The organism is Cocleimonas flava (assembly GCF_004339015.1).
Lineage (GTDB): Bacteria > Pseudomonadota > Gammaproteobacteria > Thiotrichales > Thiotrichaceae > Cocleimonas > Cocleimonas flava.
Genome location: NZ_SMFQ01000003.1, coordinates 529,542 through 552,938 on the forward strand (window position 1 = coordinate 529,542; position 23,397 = coordinate 552,938).

Below are 23,397 nucleotides of genomic sequence, written 5' to 3' on the forward strand. Positions count from 1 at the left end.
CGATATTGAGTAGGTCTGTTATTGTCAGACTTTAATTCATAACCCTTACTCATAGTCTTTAATTTATAGTTCTTAATTCATAGTTCTTAATTCATAGTTCTTAATTCATAGTTCTTAATTGCTATATCTAAATTTCAGCTGTAGCCGACTTCTATATAAGTACAATGCCTTAAAATCAGAGCATATTTATATTAGAAGATGAAACACTAGAACGCAAAGACATGCGCACAGCATCAAAAAATACATGAGGAAAGTAAAAAAAGTGCCCGTAAGTGGGGAGGTGTGTTTTTGCTAATAGATGTAAAACATTGATAACTGCCAGAATGACAGTTAGTAAATAAAGCCTTGAATGGCGTCCCCACGGGGACTCGAACCCCGGTTACCGCCGTGAAAGGGCGGTGTCCTAGGCCACTAGACGATGGGGACCTTGGATCTATTCAATTTGTAATTCTGTAACATTCCTAAAAAGAACCCTACAAAATAGTGTAAAAAATGGCGTCCCCACGGGGACTCGAACCCCGGTTACCGCCGTGAAAGGGCGGTGTCCTAACCACTAGACGATGGGGACACATATTTTCATGTGCTTAATCTAAAATAGACAAGAGCTAATTCAGATTAAAGACGCTACTTTTTTACATTTGGATCTAACACATCTTCGTGTAAATCCTGCAATGACCTTTTCTTATTAAGTTCAGAATCATCACGGGGCGAGAACATAACAGAAGTTGCCAGACCAGTAAATAAAAAAACGAAACCAGTTGGTACAGCCATCAAAAATCTCATTGCCCATTTATCATTCCCCTGAAACATAAAGGTAAAACCTACTATGAGTCCGACGACGGCTAATACTAAACCGATGATAAATACTACTTGGCCAATGCGTGCAAGTGTTTTCATGATCTAAGTTACTCTCATCTCAATCGACTCTTACTATACATCGAAACTATTACTCTTATGAGCGACCATTACAAATAAATATAATGGTGGAGCTAGGCGGGATCGAACCGCCGACCTCTGCAATGCCATTGCAGCGCTCTCCCAGCTGAGCTATAGCCCCACTGCCAAAAGAGCGCGAATTGTGAGGCAAATATTAAAAGCTGTCAAGCATATTATGTTGATTATTTTCGACAATTTTAGAGTTTTTATTACTATTGTTTTTTATACCTTTAGTCAGCGTGTATTAAGCCAATGCCATGTACTCTTGAGAACAATAAAAATCGTAATCTCAGATATTTGTCTCTTGGGCATGAGAACTTACTGCTAGAATGCTAATCATTATTATTCACTAAAGGGGATTTAAGTGAATAGAAAAATAATGAAGCATAGTTTGCTAATTAACATGGATTGCTAAAACAATAATAATGAATTACCTATCAAAGAAACTGAAACCTAAAAAACTTCAGAGAGCAGGAATAATCGGGCTATTATTTATTCTACAATGCACTATTTTTACGCATTATAGTTACGCTGGTCCCAATACACGTTCACCTTTAGGGGTGAATAGTAATGAGGTCATGGATGATGACGCCAGTATTCCGTTTATAGACGTCTTTAAAACATCCATTCCCTTTGAAGAAGCACGCCCCTGGCTCACAAAAGGAAAAGTAGAATACGACGAACATGGCTGGCCAAAAAATCTAAATGGCGGTAAGGCAGGCACTCGCTTCTTATATAAACTACCTAAAGAAACCGTACCAGAAGGAAATTATACCGTCCTATATGATGGAGAAGGCATTCTTAGTTACAGTGACGATGCCAAACTCGTTAGCCGTGAACCCGGAAAAGACATTATTTCTATTCATGCGGGTAAAGACAAAGAATTCCGCGTTAAGTTAATCATCGAAAATAGTAACGCAAAAAACTATCTACGAAATATTCGTGTACTTATGCCGGGCGGCGTATGTTCGAACAATCCATTCAAACACGTGAAAGATAAACGCTACTGTAAAGGCTCTCGTTACCTTGCATTCGAAAACTATCATGAAAGCTTAATCTTTAACCCTGCATACCTTGATTATATGAAGGACTTTAAAGTTGTGCGCTTTATGAATATGTCTGGTATTACACGTAATCCAATTAGCTCATGGGATGAACGTCCTAAGTTAAAAGATGCGACCTGGGCTGGTAAACAAGGTGTGCGTGGTGCTCCTTTAGAAATCATGGTGGCACTGGCAAATCGACTTAATGCAGATCCATGGTTTACACTGCCACACAAGGCCGATAATAATTTCGTTAGACAATATGCGAAATACGTAAAAGATAACTTAAAACCAGGCCTCAAAGCCTATGTTGAATATACCAACGAAGCCTGGAACTCTATTTTCACCCAAGCACATTACGTAAAAGATATGGGTGAACGCATGCAACTTGATGAAGATAGAGATAAAGCGGGTTATAAATACTTCTCGTTACGCTCAGTACAGATTTTCGATATGTGGGAACAAACCTTCGGTGGAACAGATCGTATTGTTCGCGTTATGGGTAGCTGGACTGGTTGGACTCGACTTTCTGAAATGCTGTTATCTTACAGAAATGCCTATAAAAAGACGGATGCTATAGCAATAGCGCCCTATTTCTTCCCTAGCTTTAAAAGTGCTCAAAAAGCGCGATCGGTCAGTCAATTATTCAAGTTAATGTATGACCCAAAAGAAAAGTACTCCATTCCAAAAGTACTAGGATACATTCATAAAAATGCAGAGACAGCCAAGAAATTTGGCGTCGATCTAATCGCCTATGAAGGTGGTCAACATCTTGTGGACTGGAAGAGCCGTAATGTAACGTCGCACCCAACCAAATTGATGATTGAAGCCAATAAAGACTGGCGTATGGCAAAGGCATACAGTGTCTTTATGCAGGGCTGGAGAGATAACGGTGGAAAATTATTCGTCAATTTCTCTGCACCTAGAACTTATCAGTGGTTTGGCAGCTGGGGAACAAAAGAATACATTACACAACCGATTAATAAAGCACCTAAGCATCGCGCACTCATGCAATACGCCCGCAAGAACCCTTGTTGGTGGAGAGGTTGTACAAGCCAAACGGTTGCAAGGCTGGATAAACCCGCTAATAACCCAGTTGGCGATGTGTATGCACTAGTACCATCCAAGAAAAAGAAAAACGTACCGGGGAAAACACTGGCTAACCCAGCGATGGTAGCAAAAGCTAAAGCACAAGCGAAACCAGCAGCAAAACCAAAAGTGGTTGCTAAAGCAACTCCGCCTAAAGCAAATACAAATACACCAGCTATTGCCAAAGCTGCAGTAAAAACAGTTACCACTGCAGCTAAAACAGCCGCATCTGTCAGTAACCCAGCAACAAAAACAACTGCGACCGCTGCGGTGGCTGCCAGTGTAGCAAAACCGATTTGGGAGACAGCTACAGCTGCTGCCAAACCAGCGCAAAAAATAGTTACGCCTAAAGCACAAAAGCCAACACCAAAGCTGGCAACAGCAAAACAAGATCATGATGCTGTTGTGCATCGTGTAAAGGGACGTGGGCGTTTTTGGAGCAATAAAGCCGCCCTGCACTTAAGAAACATAGTCGATGGACGTATTAATGGCGGAAGCGATCTCTCCGGCGTATGGCAGACTCATTGGGATAATCAATATCTACATGTTCGTGTAGATGCGCTTGATGATAAATTCATGCGTGATTCACAAGCACCCTGGGGAGATGATTCCATTGAAATATTCGTCGATGCCGATGGCAGCCGCAATAATAAATTTGATGGAAAAAATGATTTCCACTTTATCTATCGCTGGAAAGACAGAAACGTAAACCTAAGCAAGAGTTCGCCCAGAAAAAGAACGCTAGGCATCAAGCAAACCATGACTAGAACAGACAAAGGTTACACGCTAGAAACGTCTATTCCCTGGACAACCTTGGGTGTACGCCCTGTAGCAGGTAGAAACATCGGTATTGATGTACAAATCAATGATGATGACAGTGGCAATGGTCGTGATGGTAAGCTCGCATGGCACGCTACAAACGATCAGGCATGGAAAAACCCACAAACATTTGGCAAGTTGGTATTAGGCATATAAAATGCCTAATACTTAAAAAGTACCAATCACTTTAACTTCCACTCAAGGCTAAATGCAGAAACTCATCAAGGGCGTATTCCTCCTTGCAATTGTTCTATTAACACTTGCAGCCGGAGCTTATCTTAATCAGCGCTACCAAAATTATAAGAACTTCAATATGCCCGCCGCAAAACCACCTTCTGCGGAGCAATTAAAATCAGTTCTTAATGCAAAACGCACTGCAAACGATCTGGATAACAAAACCCAGAAACAACAAGATGTATTTTTGGGAATCAATACAGCAGATGTTAGAGAAGATACTTCCAGCGTTCAGTTTTTAAATTTATTTAAACCCGCAATCCCTTTTGCAGAAACGGTGCCTTGGGGCAGCAGCAAAGACGTAGAGTATGATAAAAATGGTTACCCGACTGACTTAAAAGGCGGTAAAGCTGGTACTAAATTTTTAAATAGATTACCTGCCGATACTATTGAAGATGGCTTTTATACCGTCTTATATGACGGAGAAGGAGAAATATTTTACGGCAATGATGCGCGTTTAGTCGTACACCGCCCCGGCAAAGACGTCATAGAAATCAAAGCTGGCGCTGATAAAACACTCAATGCATCGCTATTCATTAAAAAAACAACCAAAGACAACTATATTAAAAAAATACGCATTCTACCCGAAGGTGGCATTTGTGATGGCTATCCACATATAAAAGTAAAAATAGAGTCTGATTGCAAAAAAGGCGAATTCCTCTCTTTTGAAGAAAATCACGATAAAATATTATTTAACCCTGATTACTTAAACTTCATGAAAGACTTTCAAGTAGTCCGCTTCATGAATATGTCAGGAATGACACGTAATCCCGTTGAAAAATGGAGTACCAGAAACACATTAGAAAAGGCTACATGGGGTGGTCGTGCTGGACTTTATTCTCGCGGTGCGCCTGTTGAAATCATGGTTGCTTTAGCCAATCAAATCAATGCTCATCCCTGGTTTTCAATGCCTTATAAAGCTGATGATGACTACGTTCGTAAGTTTGGCGAATATGTAAAAGCCAACCTAAATCCAAATTTAAAAGCTTATATCGAATATAGCAATGAAGTATGGAACCCAATCTTCATCCATCACGATTATGCTATTGAGAAAGGACTTGAAGAAAAACTGGATACCAGCAAATCACCCGCCGGTTACAAATGGTACTCCAAGAGAAGCGTTGAAGTATTTAAAATATGGGAAGATGCTTTTGGTGGTTCACAACAATTGGTACGTGTTTTAGGAAGCTGGGCAAGTAATCAAAACATGTCGAGCCAGATTCTTGCTTATAAAGACGCCTATAAACACACTGACGCGATTGCAATCGGCCCTTATGTCTCTGCTCACCCAAAAGTATTGCGCAAAGCCAATAACGTGGATGACGTATTTAAAGCAATGATGAACAAAACCTCTAAATGGGGTATGAAAACCATTGTTTCCTATATACAGAAACAACAAAAAGTAGCCTCTTCTTTTGGCGTGGATTTGATCGCTTATGAGGGCGGACAGCACCTGGTTGATTGGGACACACGCAAAGTAGATCAGCACCCTAACCCATTACTTTATGCCGCCAATCGCGACCCACGTATGGGCATTGTTTACGATGAATTAATGAGAGAATGGAAGCAGGCAGGAGGAAAGCTATTTGTTGCCTTTAGTGCGCCTAGAATATACAGCTGGTATGGTAGCTGGGGAGTGAAAGAACACATCAGACAAGCACGTGCTGATGCCCCTAAGTATGATTCTTTATTACGTTATCTGGATAGCAACCTTCATCCAGAAGAAAACCAAAATACCACTATTCAAAATGTGATTGACGCAGAACAAACCGAACTGCCTGTTCCGTATGCAAAAAAGCCAGAGTTAATCTGGAATATGCAACAGAGTATGACCATTCCATCAAAATTATCAGGTGTATCTGCCAGCAACCTGAGCGCTAAATGGCAATCAAACTGGGATACAAAACACTTGTATTTTAGCTTCTCAGTCACTGACAATGATATTCAAAAAGGCGACGAAATAATATTAACGCTTGATAACAATGTTGCTAATGAAGAGGTTCAGGCTCCTTCCAAACAGTCTAAATCAAACAAGAAAACTGCCGAAGGTGATAAATCTGACGCCGTTTCAAAGTCAGAGTCAAACTCTGAGTCAGAGCCTGTTCCAGAGGAAGAAAAAGCAAAAACATTTACATTCACACCATTTGATTCATTAGGTTCTCAAACGCACCTCATACGAACGGATACTGGCTATCAATTAAATGCGGCAATACCCTGGAGTGAAGTCTTTGGCAAGTCATCAAAAAAACATGCAAGCAATGGCACCAAAATAGGCGTTAATATTAAAATAGTCGATGTTGACGAGGATATTAAAGGCAGTAAGTCATTACACTGGGCTGATACCAGCAAAGCATTGCCAAATTTAGTATTAAAAAACACTCCTGTTTCTCAATAGAATATATTTAAGTTTTTTAATTGTGCATTTTTACACAGAATATAAGCCACATTTTAGTATCAATATTACTCATATTAAATCTTGCAAATATAAGATAATTTGATAGGTATCTCCCTTTCAAGTCGTTTCTCTATATGAAAACAATCAAAATGCTCGATATTATCCGTCATCCATATAAACAGTACTTATCAAGCTGCTAAAGTTTTACTTGTCACTATTCATGAGATGAATAGTAAAAATTTAAATAAGTTACTTGTTTAATAATGCAGTTCTAATACTCTTACCCACCACGTTGCTGCACAGCAACATATAGCGGAAAGTCATTACTTACGCCTTCCCGGGCCAATATGACTTAATTTATTTTTTTTAACTCTGTATAAACATACAGTTAAAAGGAGGAGAACACATGTCACAGTATCAAGATGATATACAGGCTGCATCAGCACTAAAAGAAACCAACGGATCTTCATGGGATGCCATAAATCCAGAATCAGTAGCGCGTATGCGTGCTCAAAACAGATTCAAGAATGGTCTAGACATCGCTCAATACACAGCAGATATTATGCGCGCTGATATGGAAGCGTACGACAAAGATTCATCTTTATACACTCAGTCATTGGGTTGTTGGCATGGATTTATTGGTCAGCAAAAAATGATTTCTATTAAGAAGCATTTTGAAGGCAAAACTGACCGTCGTTACCTATACCTTTCTGGTTGGATGGTAGCTGCACTACGTTCTGAGTTTGGTCCATTACCTGATCAGTCAATGCACGAAAAAACGTCTGTTGCCGCTTTAATCAAAGAATTATATACATTCCTACGTCAAGCAGACGCTCGTGAATTAGGTGGCCTTTTCCGTGAACTAGACGCTGCACGTGATGCAGACGACATGGCAAAAGCTTCTGAAATACAAGACCAGATTGATAACCACGTAACACACGTAGTGCCAATAATTGCAGATATCGATGCTGGTTTCGGTAACGCTGAAGCAACTTACCTAATGGCTAAGCAGATGATCGAAGCAGGTGCATGTTGTATCCAGATCGAAAATCAGGTTTCTGATGAGAAGCAATGTGGTCACCAGGACGGTAAAGTAACTGTTCCACACGAAGACTTCCTAGCGAAGATCCGTGCTGTACGTTACGCATTCCTTGAGCTTGGTATCGACAACGGTGTTATCGTTGCACGTACTGACTCACTAGGTGCTGGCCTAACTAAGCAAATCGCTGTATCTAACGAGCCAGGCGATCTAGGCGACCAATACAATGCATTCCTTGATTGTGAAGAAATATCTCCAGAAGATATGAAAAACGGCGATGTTGTAATCAACCAGGGTGGCAAGCTTGTACGTCCTAAGCGTTTACCATCTAACCTATTCCAGTTTAAAGCTGGCACAGGTGAAGCACGTTGTGTACTTGACTGTATTACTTCATTAAACAACGGCGCAGACATGATCTGGATCGAAACTGAGAAGCCACACGTTGCTCAAATCGGCGGCATGGTTAATGCAGTACGTGAAGTTATCCCGAATGCGAAGCTTGTTTACAACAACAGCCCATCATTCAACTGGACATTAAACTTCCGTCAGCAAGTATTCGATGCGATGGCTGAAGCTGGACAAGATGTATCTGCATACAACCGCGACGAACTAATGGATGTTAAATACGATGGAACTGAGTTAGCAAATACTGCTGATGAAAAGATCCGCACATTCCAGGCTGACGGCGCACGTGAAGCAGGTATCTTCCATCACCTAATCACACTACCGACTTACCACACTGCAGCATTGTCTACTGACAATCTTGCGAAAGAGTACTTCGGCGAGCAAGGTATGCTTGGATACGTACTAGGTGTTCAGCGTAAAGAAATCCGTGAAGGTATCGCATGTGTTAAGCATCAGAACATGTCTGGTTCAGATATGGGTGATGATCACAAAGAATACTTCTCTGGCGATGCAGCACTGAAAGCTGCTGGTGAAGATAACACCATGAACCAGTTCTCATAATTGAGAATTGCTAATTATCTATTTATAGATGATTAAATTGTTTAACAACACGGCACACCATTTGGTGTGCCGTGTTGTTTCCGGGATTTAACTATTGAAAGTAATAGATTGTAAACCTTACAATCGAACCATTAATTAAAAAGGAGTAATACCCATGCCATTTTTGACCGCTGATTTATGTGATGAGTTTTGTGGAGATAATTGTGATGACGTTCAAGTTGTAGGCTCTTGCTTAAACAACTATGGCGGACGTCCACGTATCCATGGTGAAGTTGTTACTTTGAAACTGTTTGAAGATAACCAGCTCGTTCGTGATCAGGTTAATTCAAGCGGAGTAGATGCAAATGGTAACGGCAAAGTATTAGTGATCGATGCAGGCGCATCGATGCGACGTGCAGTATTAGGCGACATGCTCGCAGCTAAAGCAGCTGAAAATGGCTGGAACGGTGTAATTATTAATGGTTGTGTCCGTGATTCAGTTGAAATGTCGACGATGGAATTAGGCGTTAAAGCACTAGGAACTCATCCTTTAAAAACCGTTAAAAATGGCGTTGGACAAACCAATGTTAAAGTGAGTTTTTTAGGACTACACATCAATGCGGGTGATTTTATCTACGCCGATGAAGATGGCATCATTGTTTCACCAAAAGCATTAGTTTAGATAGCTTTGTAAATAAGCTGGCAAGATTAATATTTTGACAATTAATTCGTAAAAAAGGGTGTCATTTAATAATTATAATGACACCCCCCTACTTTGAGGCCTTTTTTCTGTAGCTTTATTTCTGTGGCTTTATTTCTGTGACCTTTTTTACAGTCGCCTTTTACAAAAGAAGCGGGTATTAAGTAACAACCTTTTCAAAAGTCGCTTGCCTGGCATTACGTTTACTCAGCATCACAGTCAGAACGACAAATATCGCACCAGCAATATTCGCTGCCCAATTTAATGGCCAGAACGCACCAATAATACCAATCACCAACAAAGGCACATGCCATAATTGAAGCGGCCCTTCGGCGTAATACTGCATCAAGGCATTCAACGCATATATTCCGAACAGCGCGAAGAAACCTAATTGCAACACCTCTTGCAGATTCCCACTAATCAACGGCGTATAGGCAAACATCAACGGAACGATGTACAGACCTTTGGCAATTTTCCACGCTTGAAACCCTGTAGCCATGGGCGGTGATTTAGCTATTCCTGCTGCAGTAAATGCGGCCAAACACACAGGCGGTGTCACATTACTGTCTTGACTTAACCAAAAGATAATCAAATGGGCAATCAACAAATAAGTGGTCAATTGCTCTGTATCGATTAATGCTGGTCGAAGCGTCACAGCAATTTCGAAAGGAATCGATGACATCAAAGCCTGAGCATTTTCTAAGCTCATCCCTTCGGTTATTTTGGCGACATGCGGACTATCCACCAGCAAGAATAACGCGCTATGTGCAGGATTCGTTATCCCCTCCACTAACTGCGCCACAATCAATTTGTCCGCCATAATACCCGCCAGCGCAGGCGCACATAAAATCGCCAGAATGATATAAGCGGCAGTAACAGGCAAGCCCATTCCCAAAAACAGTGACGCTAAGCCAATCAGTACAATCGCTAAAACCACAGAACCTTGTGACCATTGAGCAATCATCAATGAGAAACCATTGCCTATCCCACTGGTGACTATTGCATTATTCATAATGCCGATAGCGACAAGCAACACACCTGTTAAAATCGATGCACGAATACCCATCATGAATGCTTCCGCAACTCTTTTTGGATTCATCACCTGCGGCTTGAAATCATCTCGATTAAGTACTTTTGCAGCAAGAAAATTTAACCAGGATACGATCACCAATGACGCAATTGCCCATGATGCGGCGTAACTTGGCGTAACACCACTCATCAATAACCAGATCATGACGCCTAATGGAATGACAAACGTAGAACCACCTGAAATGATCTTTCCCTTATCGATGCTTAAATCCTGATCACTACCCACATCGTATTTCATGGCTTCGATACGAACGATAAAAGCAACCGACAAAAAATACAGTATCGCAGGGACTACAGAAACAGCCACAATGGTCGAATATGGAATTGACGTATAACTTGCCATTACAAATGCACCTGCACCCATAATTGGCGGCATCAACTGCCCTCCTGTTGAAGCGGCAGCCTCAACACCACCGGCAAAGCGTCCGCGAAATCCATTTGATTTCATTAGTGGGATAGTAATAACTCCGGTAGAGGCCGTATTAGCAATTGCCGAACCACTGATCGTACCGGTGAGCGCAGAAGATAAAACTGCGACAAAAGCAGCGCCACCTTTAATTCGACCGGCGACCATTTTCGACATTTCAATAACAAAATCACTAGCGCCTGATACCACCAGAAATCCACCAAAAATCATGAATAACGTGATATTAGTTGATGAGATGCTCGCCAGTATTCCAAACATACCCTCATCGTTATAGAGCGTACGAAACATAACATCATTCAAAGGCAAACTGGCTGTTCTGAAGACACCTGGCAGGTGTTCACCTAAAGCCAGAATATACGCCAGCGATGTAATAATCAGAATCGGAATGACCCAACCAGATACACGTCTGGATAAATCCACCGCGGCAAACAGCAAAACACCACCGGCAAACCAGTCAACAGCATTGAATTGCCATGACTGCCCCGTAACAGCTAAGGTGTCTTCATAAATTCTGGATTCAGAACCAGCTACCCATAAAGCAGCAAATGCCACCAGTAAGCCGTAACACACATCAAGATGAATTGCCCAACGCTTGCCAGAGTGAGTACCAAATGCGCTATAAACCGTAGCTGCGAGAAACGCAAAACCAGCAAAATGAATCGCGTTTTGCCATAAGCCAGGCTCATTAAGCACCAGATTAGTCAATATATGCCAAACACCGAAAACGACTGAAAACGCCGCAATAATCCATTGCAGAGAAGATTTCTTTTCAGCATTCAATAAGAGCCATGAATCACGAAGATGAGACTCACTAGTTTGTTCAGACATTGCGGTACCTCTACCAATAATGTTTACATTTAGATCAAAACCTAACGTTCTTAACAAAGACCAACTGATCTTAGTTAACATCTTCTACGGGACTGAATCGTGACGTACTTGTGCTAAGCAGAAAGCTTCATGCACAGAAATACAAATACTTACAACGAAGTAGTCATAGATAGAGAGAAAGGATTTATTTAGAAAAAACACCCCCAAAGTCGGGGGGTGTCTATTTTATAGCGGTGTTATAACGGTGTTATAGCGGTTATTTTGCTATAAGACGATCCGGAACAGTCAAACCGATTTCTTTGTAGTACTTAACTGCACCCGGGTGAAGTGGTACAGGTAAACCTGCCATTGCCGCGTCTTTATTCATCGCTTTAGTCGCTTTATGAATCGCTTGTAAGAATGGCAGGTTTTCATACAGTGCTTTGGTTAGCAAGTAAACGTGATTCTCATCAACGCTTGCATTAACCGCCAGGAAGTTAGGCTGTGCGATCGTGGTTACATCAGCATCTTGTCCTGGGTAAGTACCTGCTTTGATTGTGAACGGAGTCCATAATTCACGTCCGCCATCCATCTTTTTCATTTCTTCAGGGGTTGTATTTAGCAGTGTGAATTTGCCCGTATTTGCTGCCATCAGCTTAGTGATTGCACCCGTTGGTGTTCCAGAAGGGATACCAACACCAGATACTTGACCATTCGCTAATGCATCTGCTGTTGGGCCGTAACCTGAATAAACCAGCGTGTAGTCTTTCTCGATATCAACACCAAGACCCTGCATCAATACTTTGTTAGAACCAAGTGTTCCTGAATTTTGCTTACCAAAACCCATCGACTTGCCTTTTAATGCAACCATATCAGCCATAGTGCCGGTTTTTGCATCATCTTTACTTACGATGAACTGCTCAACATTTTGCCAAAGCATGGTAACCGAACGCATATTGGTTTGTTTTGCCGTTACCGGACCTGTGCCCGTTGCTGCATAAGAACCGTAAAGTCCCTGAAGGATTGCGAAATCTGCAGTGCCAGCACCTAATGCCTGTACGTTAGCACCAGAACCTGCCGAGTTAACTGCTGTAAGGCTGAAACCTTCTTTAGGTAATAATTTAACTTTAGATAATGTAGAAATAGCCGTTCCAACCGGGTGATATGTTCCACCTGTTGACGCTGTATTTAGAACGTAATCTTTAGTGTCTGCAGTTGCTGAACTCACACTTATTGTAAGCAACGAGGTAACCGCGATTGATAATAATCGTTTTTTCATGCTTTCCTCCTAAGGAATATAATATCCACCGGTGTGTTGTAAACTTTGTGTTCACCGATTTGCCATAGGCTATCAAAATACATCGATAGACCGTTAGGCGGATTTCCGCTTAACAAAACGGTTACAAAATCCGTATACTGTTTTAATGAGGAAATTCGTCTAAATGAAACAAAAGAACATTCTAATATTGATAGGATTTTTCGTTCTATCAGCATTAACTGCTTCCCTTCATTACTGGTTGAAAAACGCCTATCAAGATCAACTCATCAACAATCAACAGATTGGCGTAGACACTTATCGTAACGCGCTTGAAGCTGCACTAGCCCGCTTCGATTACTTACCACATGTACTCAGTCAAAATAACGATCTGTTTGAGCTCGCATTCAACCAACCAGAACTCGCGAATAAATCTTTGTTGGCATTTAAAGAGTCCTCCAAAGTAGATGCGATTTATATTATGCAACGTGATGGCGAAACCATTGCGTCGAGCAACTGGGATCAGAAAGATAGCTTTGTAGGAAAAAATTATGGCTACCGTCCCTATTTCAAACAGGCATTAAATCAACAAAAAGGTCAATTTTTTGGTGTTGGCGCCACAACCAATATTCCAGGCTATTTTGTATCCGCCCCTTATCGAGAAAAAGGCAATGTAAAGGCAGTTATTGTTGCCAAAGTTTTACTTTCATCGATTGTAGATAACTGGAACACCCGTACGCAAGACGGTGAAACTGTATTTGTCGCCGATGAGAACAACGTCATTATTCTCACGAGTAAAGAGGACTGGCTATATAACACCTTAAGCCCGTTAAACAGCGAGCAAAACATCGCCATAAAAGAACAGAAACAATTTGGTAATAACCCACTCCCCTTACTCGACATTACAAGTAATCCCCAGAAACCTCATTTCATCAGGATTCGACAACAGCAATATATTCAGTCAATTGCCTCACCCAATGTGATGAACTGGAAAATTCATTATTTAATACCCAGTAGCCAGATTTCTGAAAAGCTCTTTGCTTTCTGGTCTCGCGTAATAATTCTACTGCTTCTTGGTTTGGCAGCTATTTTGATCATTAGAGGGATTAACAATAGAACGGCATTGCGTAGATCACAGGGCGAATCATCTGCGTTACGCAAACTCAATCTGACACTAGAACGGGAAATCGAAGAACGTAAACAGATAGAACAAAAGCTTAGAAAAGCCCAAGTAGAACTCCGAAGAACCAGTAAGCTCGCCGCTATGGGCCAATTATCGGCATCCATCACGCACGAAATAGGACAGCCATTGGCGGCCATGCGCACCTATATTGCTAATTTGACCATGGACCAACAACAAGCCACGGAGAGTAATTTTGATCCTTCTCGATCCATATCTACCCTTAGCAAGCTCGATCAATTAGTCAATCGGCTCACTACGATTACCCAACAGTTACGCTATTTCGCACGCAGTGGCGACAAAGAAACCTTGTCGGTGGATTTGCGTAAAGCCATTAATGGCGCCATCACCACGACACAACCTTCCATTGAAGAAGCCGGTATTCGTCTTGACGTGCTAAAAGGCAAAGACCCTGTAATGGTTCAGGCAGGCAGAGTGAGATTAGAGCAAGTCATCGTCAATCTTTTGAAAAACTCCATGGAAGCGATTCTGGAGACTTCAACAACTGGCGACGCTAAAAATGATCAAGAATGGATCACACTCTCACTAGAAAGTACTGAAAAAAATGCGATTATAAAAATTCAAGATTCTGGCCCGGGAGTGAGCGAAGAAATTCGCAAGGAACTGTTCGAACCGTTTTTCACAACAAAGCCTTCAGGAGTTGGCATGGGATTAGGACTGGCAATCTCTTTGAATATCATTCACGAATTGAACGGCACTTTACATGTTGAAAACAGGACGACAGGAGGCGCTTGTTTTATAATTACACTACCCATACAGAATAGTAATGATAATGAAGCAATCGAGAGCCTGAGAGACGATAGGGACAACAATGACAATGAGTAATGACACGCCATCCCCAAAGAAAGAATCGGTAAATGATTCTACTAAAGAGGTAAAAAACCAGTTATTCATTATCGAAGATGACTATGCCTTACGTGATGCCTTAGAAGATTATTATTCCCGCGTAGGTTATCAGGTATCCGTTTTCGATAATGGCGTCTCCTTTCTTGAAAACTACCCAACGCCATTCTCCGGGGTCATTATCTGTGACTTACGCATGCCCAAAATGACTGGTTTGGAAGTGCTCAAATCGCTTCGAGACAATAGGCTATTACCACCATTTATTCTGATGACGGCGTACGGTGATATTCCCTCAGCGGTTGAAGCGATGAATTTAGGCGCTTATGACTTTGTTGAAAAACCTTTCGACCCGAAGATGCTCGAACTGAAAATACTGGAGGCTTTCAACCATAAAAAAATGGTTTCAGAAACCGTCACTTTAGATGAAAAGAAACGCCTCAGAGAATACGTAGCGAACTTTGAAAAATCACTGTTGATTCAGGCGTTGCAAGAAAGTAATGGCAATATTGGTAAGGTCTGCGAGTTATTAAATGTGCCTCGCAGAACCTTAAATGAAAAACTGGTTAAATATGATCTGAACCGGAATGAATTTATTAATTAGGCGTTTTAACCAAACACGCTTTGTTCATTCTGATCAGTGATTGATATTTTTAGAGAAAACATGAATCACAACAACCCCTGAAATTATCAAGCCCATACCCAGAATACTCGGTAAGTCAGGAATTTCTTTGTATTTCCACGCGCCAACAATCGTTACCAACACAATACCCACACCCGACCAGATTGCGTAAGTAATCCCTAATGGGATGAATTTTAGTACCAGCGTCATAAAATAGAATGACACCAGATAAGCCACGATCATCACAATGGTCGGTACAATTTTAGTAAATTCTTCAGTAGCTTTTAAACTTGATGTTGCAATGACTTCAGCAATGACTGCCAACGCCAGAAATAAATAGGTAAATTCTTTCATGTAGTTTCTCTTTTAGTTATACATATTTTTTTAGTTATACACATTCTTTTAGTTATAAACATTCTTGTATGAATCAGTAGGTTTTACAAATAACACAAAGCCACCCCCCTACTTTGGGGCCTTTTTTTATTGGGTTCGAAAGTCGTAAGTCGCCGGATTGTAAATTGATGGATTAAACTTAATTAAGCTTAATTAACCCTAAATAACTTCAGTGCATTTTCACGTTTAATTTTAATCGCCACATCATCAGGAAGTTGCGCCAACCAACTGCGATGAAATCCCCAGAACCTTCCCAATTGTTCCCAGCCGGTATCAGGCTCGCTCCAACCATCTAGTTGATCTACTGGCCAGACGGTATCTGATCCGACCAGAAAGCGATCGGCGTATTTAATCATAAGTGCCTTCCACGCGGGTAATAGTTTTCCAGTTTCATCGGTATGCTGATTGCTCACATACCGCCACGGATCACGGGCCCCCATACCGCTCCATACATTGGGACATTTATTCATAACCTGATCAACGTGTTCTGGCGTTAATACAGCACCTGCATGCGCCCAGATGATTTTGCTCTTTGGGTGCTTTTCGCAAATCGCCAACATGTAATTTGGTTTCGAAAATTCCGTATGAATCATAATCGGCACATCGTATTCAACCACAAGTTTAAGCAAACCACTTAACACATTAGATGAATCCAGTTTTCGTGCAAAACCGCCACCCAAAATATGAAGCTCTCCTATGCCATGATAATCACCAGAAGCGAGTGCTTTTCGTGCCTCAACCAATACTTTCTCATTACGTTGCCAGCGATACCAGTCTTGCGAATCTCGATAAGGACTATAAATAGCGATGACTTTTTCAGGCGCTAGCTTTTGTAACAATAGTGCATTTTTAGCGGGTTTACCGATGACCACAGCATGAGAAATATTATGCTGATTTAAAGACTGTACGGCCTGTTCCGGTGACGTGACTTCTTTTTGGCTCCATTTGTAATGCATGTGCATATCAAAAACAGAATCTTTATATTGGCTCTTATCCGTATCCTGTTGCGCAGCGTTAACAGCAGCTACCATCAGTAAGTTGCTAATAAAAAATACAATAAGAAACTGACTTAATTTCATGGCTAACTCGCGTGACTTTCACATTCAGCCGTAATTTTAGCACTAATCAAACCCGCATCACCCTCCATCCCTGGTATTTCAATGCGGTCGATGTTTACCGTAATATCTTCTTTATTCTGGACTTCACCACCTTTGGTGATCAAATCATGAGAGACCGCAGTGATAGCCATTTCTTTGGCAATATCCAAAGCCCTGGTGGCAGATTCGACATGAATCACTTCATCTGGTGCATGAATCTGAAACCCCTGCTTCTCGTGCAAAGTGACTTCTATGATGCAGCTGGATTTCACATGGCCAACAGCCGCACCAATCGCATTAGCCACTGCACTATATCTGGGGATTAATACTGGCTGACCTAGACGCTCGCCCACGTTTGGATAGAAGATTTCAGCAGGTCCCCCAACAGCAACCAGAGGAATGCGAGATTCAAATGTAATGTTTAAATCTTTGATCAGTGGATTGCCAGAAGCGACTGCATTGACCAACAAATCATTCTCAGAAAATGACAGAGCAGCCAGTTGATCGATCATCAAACGCGTACTCTTTGTTACCACGGCGTCATGTATTTTTTGTGCCAGAGCCTGAATTTTTTCTGCGGTATTGTTATTGCTCACATACCCCGTAGCACGACCTAATAATTCACACGCTGAAAAAGCGGCTTTGGTATTCCATTGTGATTGCATTCCCAATACGTGCGCAGCATCACTGGGAGTAAAGCCAGACATTCTTACCACCCCCCTACTTATAAGCCTTTTTAAGGTACTGCGATCTTTAGCCGAAACAATCGCTTCACGAAATAGAATCGGTTTCTCGGTATTTAATACGCTTAATAGCTCTTGTTCACGCTCGCTAAAATCAGATGACTCAATGGATGATTGCAACAACAAGTACTGTAGTGCCGAATGCATACCGCTATTCGCAGTGAGTGCAGTGGCCAATTCTTCTTCGATATGTGGAAAACGCATCGCCAACATCGATAACGGCAATGCACGATTAGGTAATAATTGAATATGTTGTAATCCATCGATTTCAACTTCACTGTCTCCACCCAGACCTAAAGTTTTCATATCGATCGCCTTTACCAATGTGCGGTAACCACCAACGTCTGCACCCGCTTCATTCAATGCTGGCCAACCATCAACAACCGTTGCTACGTCAGTTGTGGTTCCCCCCATATCAGAAATCAGGAAATCCTTTTCACCAGTTAAGTATCGTGCGCCAATAACACTCGCAGCAGGACCTGACAAGATCGTTTCTATCGGCGTATACATCACTGAATCTGCGCGGGCAATTGAACCATCACCCTTCACAATCATAATCGGCGCATCAATACCCAGTGTGTGCAAAGCCTCACGAACGGCAGATTCTAGCTGTACGATTAACGATACAATCTGCGCATTAAACCCAGCCGTCAAGGCACGCTTTGGACCATTCAAAGAATCAGATAGATCACAAGATGCTGTCACTGGCGCACTGGTGATTGATTTGATTAATTCTGCAGCTTCACGTTCGTGAGCTTGATTACGCACCGAATAATGACCTGCGACAGCGTAGGCATCTGCTTTTCCTTTATCACTGGCTAAAACTTCGCGGATGGCATCAGTATCGAGTGCTTGTTGTTCTTTACCGGTATACACATGGCCACCATCAATGCGGATTATTTTCGCATCAGGAATCGCCTTGGCAATTTCAGTACGTTCTACCATTGCGTCGTTAAAGCCCAACAAGAACACAACAAGCGATGAGCCTTGCCCTTCCACTAATGCATTCGTCGCCAAGGTCGTAGAAAGTGACACTAGCGCGATTTCAGAAACATCAAATTTTCTATTTTTTTCTTTTTGAGTCCTAATATCTGACGCGCCGAGTGCTTGTTGTAAGGCATCGATCACACCCAAAGATAAATTGCCATGTGTGGTGAGTGATTTCGCACTGGCTAAAATCTCACGTTTTGCTGCATCAACGACTACCGCATCGGTGTAGGTTCCGCCGGTATCAATTCCTATTGTAAAGTGTTCTTTCATAAACTAATTATTGCCTGATATTTCAATTGTCACTGTTCTCTACTGACCGCTATTTAATCTTATCCCGACATCTTATAAATGCTTTAGGACTATTTTTTATAGATGCTTAAAAGATGATTACAGGTACAAATTTTCATTTTTCATCATTAAAATGAAATTTCTCTGGTTTTTTTCATTTGTTGTTCTACAATCGCTTTAACGTTAGCTATTAAACCGATTTAAACTCTTTAACGAAGGACACAGCCATGCACACTTATCGACTCACATTCGATTGCCCAGATTCAATTGGTATCGTCAATCAAGTTAGTACTTTGATTACCGAACACAAAGGCTGGATATCAGACGCATCTCAACATTCTGATGATGAAACAAAATGGTTTTTCTCGCGTATCGAAATCCTCGCCGATTCAATCGATGTAGATCTGGAAGGACTTCGGGAATTACTCACGCCCCTCGCTGAATCACTAAACTTTAACTGGAAACTAGAAGATAGCACTGTTCCAAAAAAAGTCATTATGATGGCGAGTAAAGCCACTCATTGTTTATCAGATTTACTAGATCGTTGGCATAGCGGCGAACTTAACTGTGAGATTCCTTGTGTTATTTCAAATCATGATGATATGCGCGGTTTGGTCGAGCACTATGGTATTCCCTATCACAAAGTAGTGATCGAAAAAGACAATAAGCAACCGGGTTTTGATGAAGTAGAAAGACTCATTAAAGAGTATCAGGGCGATACAATCGTACTCGCACGCTATATGCAAATTCTACCGCCGACCTTATGTGCTTTATATCCTCACAAAGTGATCAACATTCATCACAGTTTCCTACCATCATTTATTGGTGCTAAGCCTTATCATCAGGCATCGATTCGTGGCGTGAAATTGATTGGAGCAACCTGTCATTACGTCACTGAAGATCTGGACCAAGGTCCAATTATCGAACAGGATGTATCGCGTGTTAATCACCGTAATAAAGTCGAAGATTTAGTCCGTTTAGGTAAAGACACGGAAAAATTGGTTCTAGCCCGTGGCCTGAGAGCGCATCTTGAAGATCGTATTCTGGTTCATGGAAATAAGACCATCGTATTCTAAAAAAATATACGCATAGATTAATAAGTTAACATCACATCAACCCCTTTTGGGAGCAACACCATGAGTAAAGCATTACCTTCTTCAGCACAAGTCGTCATTGTCGGCGGCGGCGTTATCGGTTGTAGTCTTGCCTATCACCTAACAAAATTAGGTATCACCGATGTGATGTTACTCGAACGCAAAACACTAACCTGTGGCACAACCTGGCACGCAGCTGGTCTTGTACCTACACTGCGCGCTAATTACAGCATGTCGATGCTGGCGAAATATAGTGCAGAACTTTACGGCAAGCTGGAAGAAGAAACCGGACAGGCAACAGGCTATGTTCGCAATGGTTCATTAACCATTGCAACCAATAAGGAACGCCTTGCCGAGCTCAAGCGTGGTGCTTCGATGGCGAAAGTTGCAGGTTTTCCATGCGATGTTATCGACCCTGATCAAGCTAAAGAAATCTGGCCATTATTAAATATCGAAGACGTTGTCGGCGCGATTCATTTACCCGATGATGGCATGGCGAGTCCGGTTGACCTGACCAATGCATTAGCACGTGGTGCGAAGAATGGTGGCGCTCAAATTTTTGAGAATACAAAAGTCATCGACATGATTGTTAAAGATGGTAAAGCCGCAGGTGTTGTAACCGAACACGGCGATATTGAAGCTGAAATCGTGGTCAACTGTGCCGGCATGTGGGCGCGTGAATTCGGTAAAAAAGCTGGCGTGAACGTTCCGTTACACGCGGCAGAACATTTCTATGTCGTTACTGAAAAAATGCCTAATCTGCAAGACCATTTGCCAACAATGCGCGATATGGATGGCTACTGTTACTACAAACCTGAAGGTGGTCAATTACTAGTAGGCATGTTTGAGCCTGGCGCTAAACCATGGGGCATGAACGGCATCTCGGAAGATTTTAGTTTTGACCAGATTCCGGATGACTTTGATCATTTAGAGCCTTATCTCGAAGCAGCGATGCACCGTATTCCAGAACTACAGGAAACCGGTTTACAACTCTTCTTCAATGGTCCTGAATCATTCACGCCAGATGACCGTTACCAGTTAGGTGAATCACCAGAATGTCGCAATTACTTTGTCGCTGCAGGTTTCAACTCCGTTGGTATTCAATCTGCTGGCGGTGCGGGTAAAGTGTTGGCAGAGTGGATTCAGAAAGACCACCCACCCCAAGATTTATGGCCAGTGGATATCCGCCGAAACAATCCATTTCAGGGGACTCAGCGCTACCTGTTTGAGCGCACTACCGAAACGCTTGGGTTGTTGTATGAAACACACTTCCCATTTAAACAATTCAGAACAGCGCGTGGTGTAAGACGCTCAGTCCTACACGCTCAATTAGAAAAACTAGGTGCTGTATTTGGTTGTGAAAACGGTTGGGAACGCCCTAACTGGTTTGCTGACGAAGGTCAGGAACGCAAGTACGAATACTCTTTTGGCAGACAAAACTGGTTCGATAACAATAAACGTGAACACGAAAACGTACGTAATGGCGTAGGTGTGATTGATCAAAGTTCATTCTCTAAATATCAGGTTGAAGGACCGGATGTGGTCAAGTTTATGAATCGTATCTGTTCGAATAATATCGATGTAGCCGTGGGCAAAATGGTTTACACCCAATGGTTGAATGATCGTGGTGGTATCGAAGCAGATGTGACACTTACCCGTACCAGTGAAGATGCCTATCTGATAGTTTCGGGCGTTGCGTGTCAAACACGTGATATGGCTTGGTTACACCGTAATAAACAAGACGATGAATATGTTGTGATCAACGACATGACATCTGCTTATGCCGTAATAACCGTGATGGGGCCAAAGTCGCGCGACACACTCAGCAAACTTACAGAAGCTGATATGTCACACGAAGCTTTCCCTTTCGCAAACTCTAAAGAAATTGATATGCAATACGCGCTGGTTCGTGCCTCACGTATTACCTATGTCGGCGAATTAGGTTGGGAGCTTTACGTACCAACAGAATTCGCGCCAAGTGTGTTTGATGCAATCATGGATGCAGGTGAAGAGTTTGCCATCAAACCTTATGGTTATCACACCATGAACTCACTGCGTATGGAAAAATGCTACCGTCACTGGGGTCATGACATCACTGACGAAGACACGGCATTAGAAGCAGGCTTGAGTTTTGCTTCTGACTTCAACAAAGAAGGTGGATTCATTGGTAAGGAAGCCCTACTCGCGCAAAAAGAGAAAGGTTTACTCACCAAACGCTTTGTTGCCTTCCTGTTTGAAGACGACCAACCCATGTGTTATCACGAAGAACCTATTTACGCGAATGGCAAAATTGCCGGCCGTGTGACATCCGGTATGTTTGGTCATACAATGGGGGCGACAATCGCAATGGGTTATGTAGAATATGACGGTGGTATTGATAAAGCATGGCTAGAAGCGAGTGAGTTTGAAATTGAAGTAGAATGTGTTCGTTACAAAGTAAAACCTTCATTTTCTTCATTCTACGACCCAAAAATGGAAAAGATTAAGTGTTAATCATTAGCAAAAAGGCACCCCCCACCTTTGGGGCCTTTTTTAGCTCACTTTTTTGATAAAAGCACAATAAACTATTTCGCAGTCATTGATAGAGAGAGCACCAACTGAATGTCTAAAACCTTTACAGACAGATTAAACGAGACAGAAGCTGCTAATGCTGAAGCTAACCAGGGCAATTTACGCCTTGGTCAGCAAATCCGTGACCTGCGTAAATCCAAAGGCATGACGATTAGTTATCTCGCCCACCAGATTAATAAATCGGTGGGTTATCTCAGCCAAGTTGAACGCGGCGTTTCATCATTACCGATTCCTGTATTACAGGCGATTAGCGATACACTGGAAGTTCAGATCACCTGGTTTTTCCACACCGACACACCGCAAAAAGAAGATGAAGTCGACTATATTGTGCGACGTAACACGCGCCGTCATCTTGAGTTTTCAGGTACAGGCGTTAGCGAAGAATTACTCTCACCACGACTCAGTGGTGAAATCATGATGTTACAAACCACTCTGGAACCAGGCACTGTAAGCGACCCAGAGCCACGCCAACGCAAAGGTGGTGAAGATGCCGGCGTGGTACTTTCCGGCACCTTAGAACTCACCATAGACAGCAAGCAATTCACTCTGGAAGAAGGTGATAGCTTTTCCATCTACGATGACAAACAACATTTCTACAAAAACCCGTCAAAGACAGAAAAAACCGTCATCATCTGGGTGCTCACTTCACAGAACTACTAAATCATCTAGTCATAAACACGCATAAGCTTGCTATCTAATCCGTAGATAATTACCACTATAGTGAGTTTGATGATTTCGTTAACTATGCTATTTTCTTTGAAGGTTCTGCATTCTGCAATT

Annotated in this window: 15 protein-coding genes and 3 tRNA genes; 9 read left to right on the forward strand and 9 right to left on the reverse strand. The window is 42.0% G+C overall.

What is annotated here, in order from left to right:
- Positions 1–350: 350 nt before the first annotated feature.
- The 4 genes from EV695_RS08400 to EV695_RS08415 form a co-directional block, all read right to left on the reverse strand.
- Positions 351–426: transfer RNA gene (locus EV695_RS08400), tRNA-Glu, on the reverse strand.
- Between the two features lie 67 nt (positions 427–493).
- Positions 494–568: transfer RNA gene (locus EV695_RS08405), tRNA-Glu, on the reverse strand.
- A gap of 56 nt (positions 569–624) precedes the next feature.
- Positions 625–897: an SUR7/PalI family protein gene (locus tag EV695_RS08410; RefSeq protein WP_207907020.1), complete on the reverse strand. Its 273-nt coding sequence runs from the start codon at positions 895–897 to the stop codon at positions 625–627.
- Between the two features lie 84 nt (positions 898–981).
- A tRNA-Ala gene (locus EV695_RS08415) sits at positions 982–1,057 on the reverse strand.
- Between the two features lie 304 nt (positions 1,058–1,361).
- Between EV695_RS08415 and EV695_RS20480 the strand changes: the two genes are divergently transcribed.
- The 4 genes from EV695_RS20480 (at position 1,362) to rraA (ending at position 9,182) form a co-directional block, all read left to right on the forward strand.
- Entirely contained in the window at positions 1,362–4,043 is a 2,682-nt protein-coding gene (locus EV695_RS20480; protein ID WP_131905488.1) for a sugar-binding protein, read from the forward strand.
- Positions 4,044–4,095: 52 nt separating this feature from the next.
- The gene (locus EV695_RS08425; RefSeq protein ID WP_131905489.1) at positions 4,096–6,516 is read left to right on the forward strand and encodes a sugar-binding protein; all 2,421 of its coding nucleotides are present in this window, start codon (positions 4,096–4,098) and stop codon (positions 6,514–6,516) included.
- A gap of 406 nt (positions 6,517–6,922) precedes the next feature.
- Complete coding sequence (locus EV695_RS08430) at positions 6,923–8,521, forward strand: isocitrate lyase (protein ID WP_131905490.1); 1,599 nt, start codon at positions 6,923–6,925, stop codon at positions 8,519–8,521.
- Positions 8,522–8,675: 154 nt separating this feature from the next.
- Positions 8,676–9,182, forward strand: a complete 507-nt coding sequence (gene rraA / locus EV695_RS08435; RefSeq protein WP_131905491.1) for a ribonuclease E activity regulator RraA — start codon at positions 8,676–8,678, stop codon at positions 9,180–9,182.
- A 178-nt stretch (positions 9,183–9,360) separates the two neighbouring features.
- On the opposite strand, the gene EV695_RS08440 is transcribed toward rraA, so the two are convergent.
- Both EV695_RS08440 and EV695_RS08445 read right to left on the reverse strand, forming a co-directional pair.
- Positions 9,361–11,544 (reverse strand): TRAP transporter permease, encoded by a 2,184-nt coding sequence (locus tag EV695_RS08440; protein WP_131905492.1) that lies wholly within the window; start codon positions 11,542–11,544, stop codon positions 9,361–9,363.
- 256 nt (positions 11,545–11,800) lie between these two features.
- Positions 11,801–12,802, reverse strand: a complete 1,002-nt coding sequence (locus tag EV695_RS08445) for a TAXI family TRAP transporter solute-binding subunit (RefSeq protein ID WP_131905493.1) — start codon at positions 12,800–12,802, stop codon at positions 11,801–11,803.
- 163 nt (positions 12,803–12,965) lie between these two features.
- Here EV695_RS08445 and EV695_RS08450 point away from each other — a divergent pair, with 163 nt between their 5' ends.
- Both EV695_RS08450 and EV695_RS08455 read left to right on the forward strand, forming a co-directional pair.
- Positions 12,966–14,804 (forward strand): sensor histidine kinase, encoded by a 1,839-nt coding sequence (locus EV695_RS08450; RefSeq protein ID WP_131905494.1) that lies wholly within the window; start codon positions 12,966–12,968, stop codon positions 14,802–14,804.
- Positions 14,791–15,423 carry a response regulator gene (locus EV695_RS08455; RefSeq protein ID WP_131905495.1) on the forward strand — a complete coding sequence of 211 codons (633 nt, stop codon included), beginning with the start codon at positions 14,791–14,793 and terminating at the stop codon, positions 15,421–15,423. Before EV695_RS08450 ends, EV695_RS08455 begins: the two co-directional genes overlap by 14 nt.
- Before the next feature lie 33 nt (positions 15,424–15,456).
- Here EV695_RS08455 and EV695_RS08460 read toward each other — a convergent pair whose 3' ends face one another.
- From EV695_RS08460 to EV695_RS08470, 3 genes are all read right to left on the reverse strand, one after another.
- Positions 15,457–15,795, reverse strand: coding sequence for a DMT family transporter (locus EV695_RS08460; RefSeq protein WP_131905496.1), 339 nt, complete (start codon positions 15,793–15,795; stop codon positions 15,457–15,459).
- A 188-nt stretch (positions 15,796–15,983) separates the two neighbouring features.
- Complete coding sequence (locus tag EV695_RS08465) at positions 15,984–16,913, reverse strand: amidohydrolase family protein (protein ID WP_131905497.1); 930 nt, start codon at positions 16,911–16,913, stop codon at positions 15,984–15,986.
- A 2-nt stretch (positions 16,914–16,915) separates the two neighbouring features.
- Positions 16,916–18,934, reverse strand: coding sequence for a hydantoinase/oxoprolinase family protein (locus tag EV695_RS08470; protein WP_131905498.1), 2,019 nt, complete (start codon positions 18,932–18,934; stop codon positions 16,916–16,918).
- A 245-nt stretch (positions 18,935–19,179) separates the two neighbouring features.
- Between EV695_RS08470 and purU the strand changes: the two genes are divergently transcribed.
- From purU to EV695_RS08485, 3 genes are all read left to right on the forward strand, one after another.
- Positions 19,180–20,028, forward strand: coding sequence for a formyltetrahydrofolate deformylase (gene purU / locus EV695_RS08475; RefSeq protein WP_131905499.1), 849 nt, complete (start codon positions 19,180–19,182; stop codon positions 20,026–20,028).
- A 60-nt stretch (positions 20,029–20,088) separates the two neighbouring features.
- Positions 20,089–22,539, forward strand: a complete 2,451-nt coding sequence (locus EV695_RS08480) for a GcvT family protein (protein ID WP_131905500.1) — start codon at positions 20,089–20,091, stop codon at positions 22,537–22,539.
- Positions 22,540–22,647: 108 nt separating this feature from the next.
- Positions 22,648–23,277 carry a helix-turn-helix domain-containing protein gene (locus tag EV695_RS08485; protein ID WP_131905501.1) on the forward strand — a complete coding sequence of 210 codons (630 nt, stop codon included), beginning with the start codon at positions 22,648–22,650 and terminating at the stop codon, positions 23,275–23,277.
- The last annotated feature ends 120 nt before the right edge of the window (positions 23,278–23,397 follow it).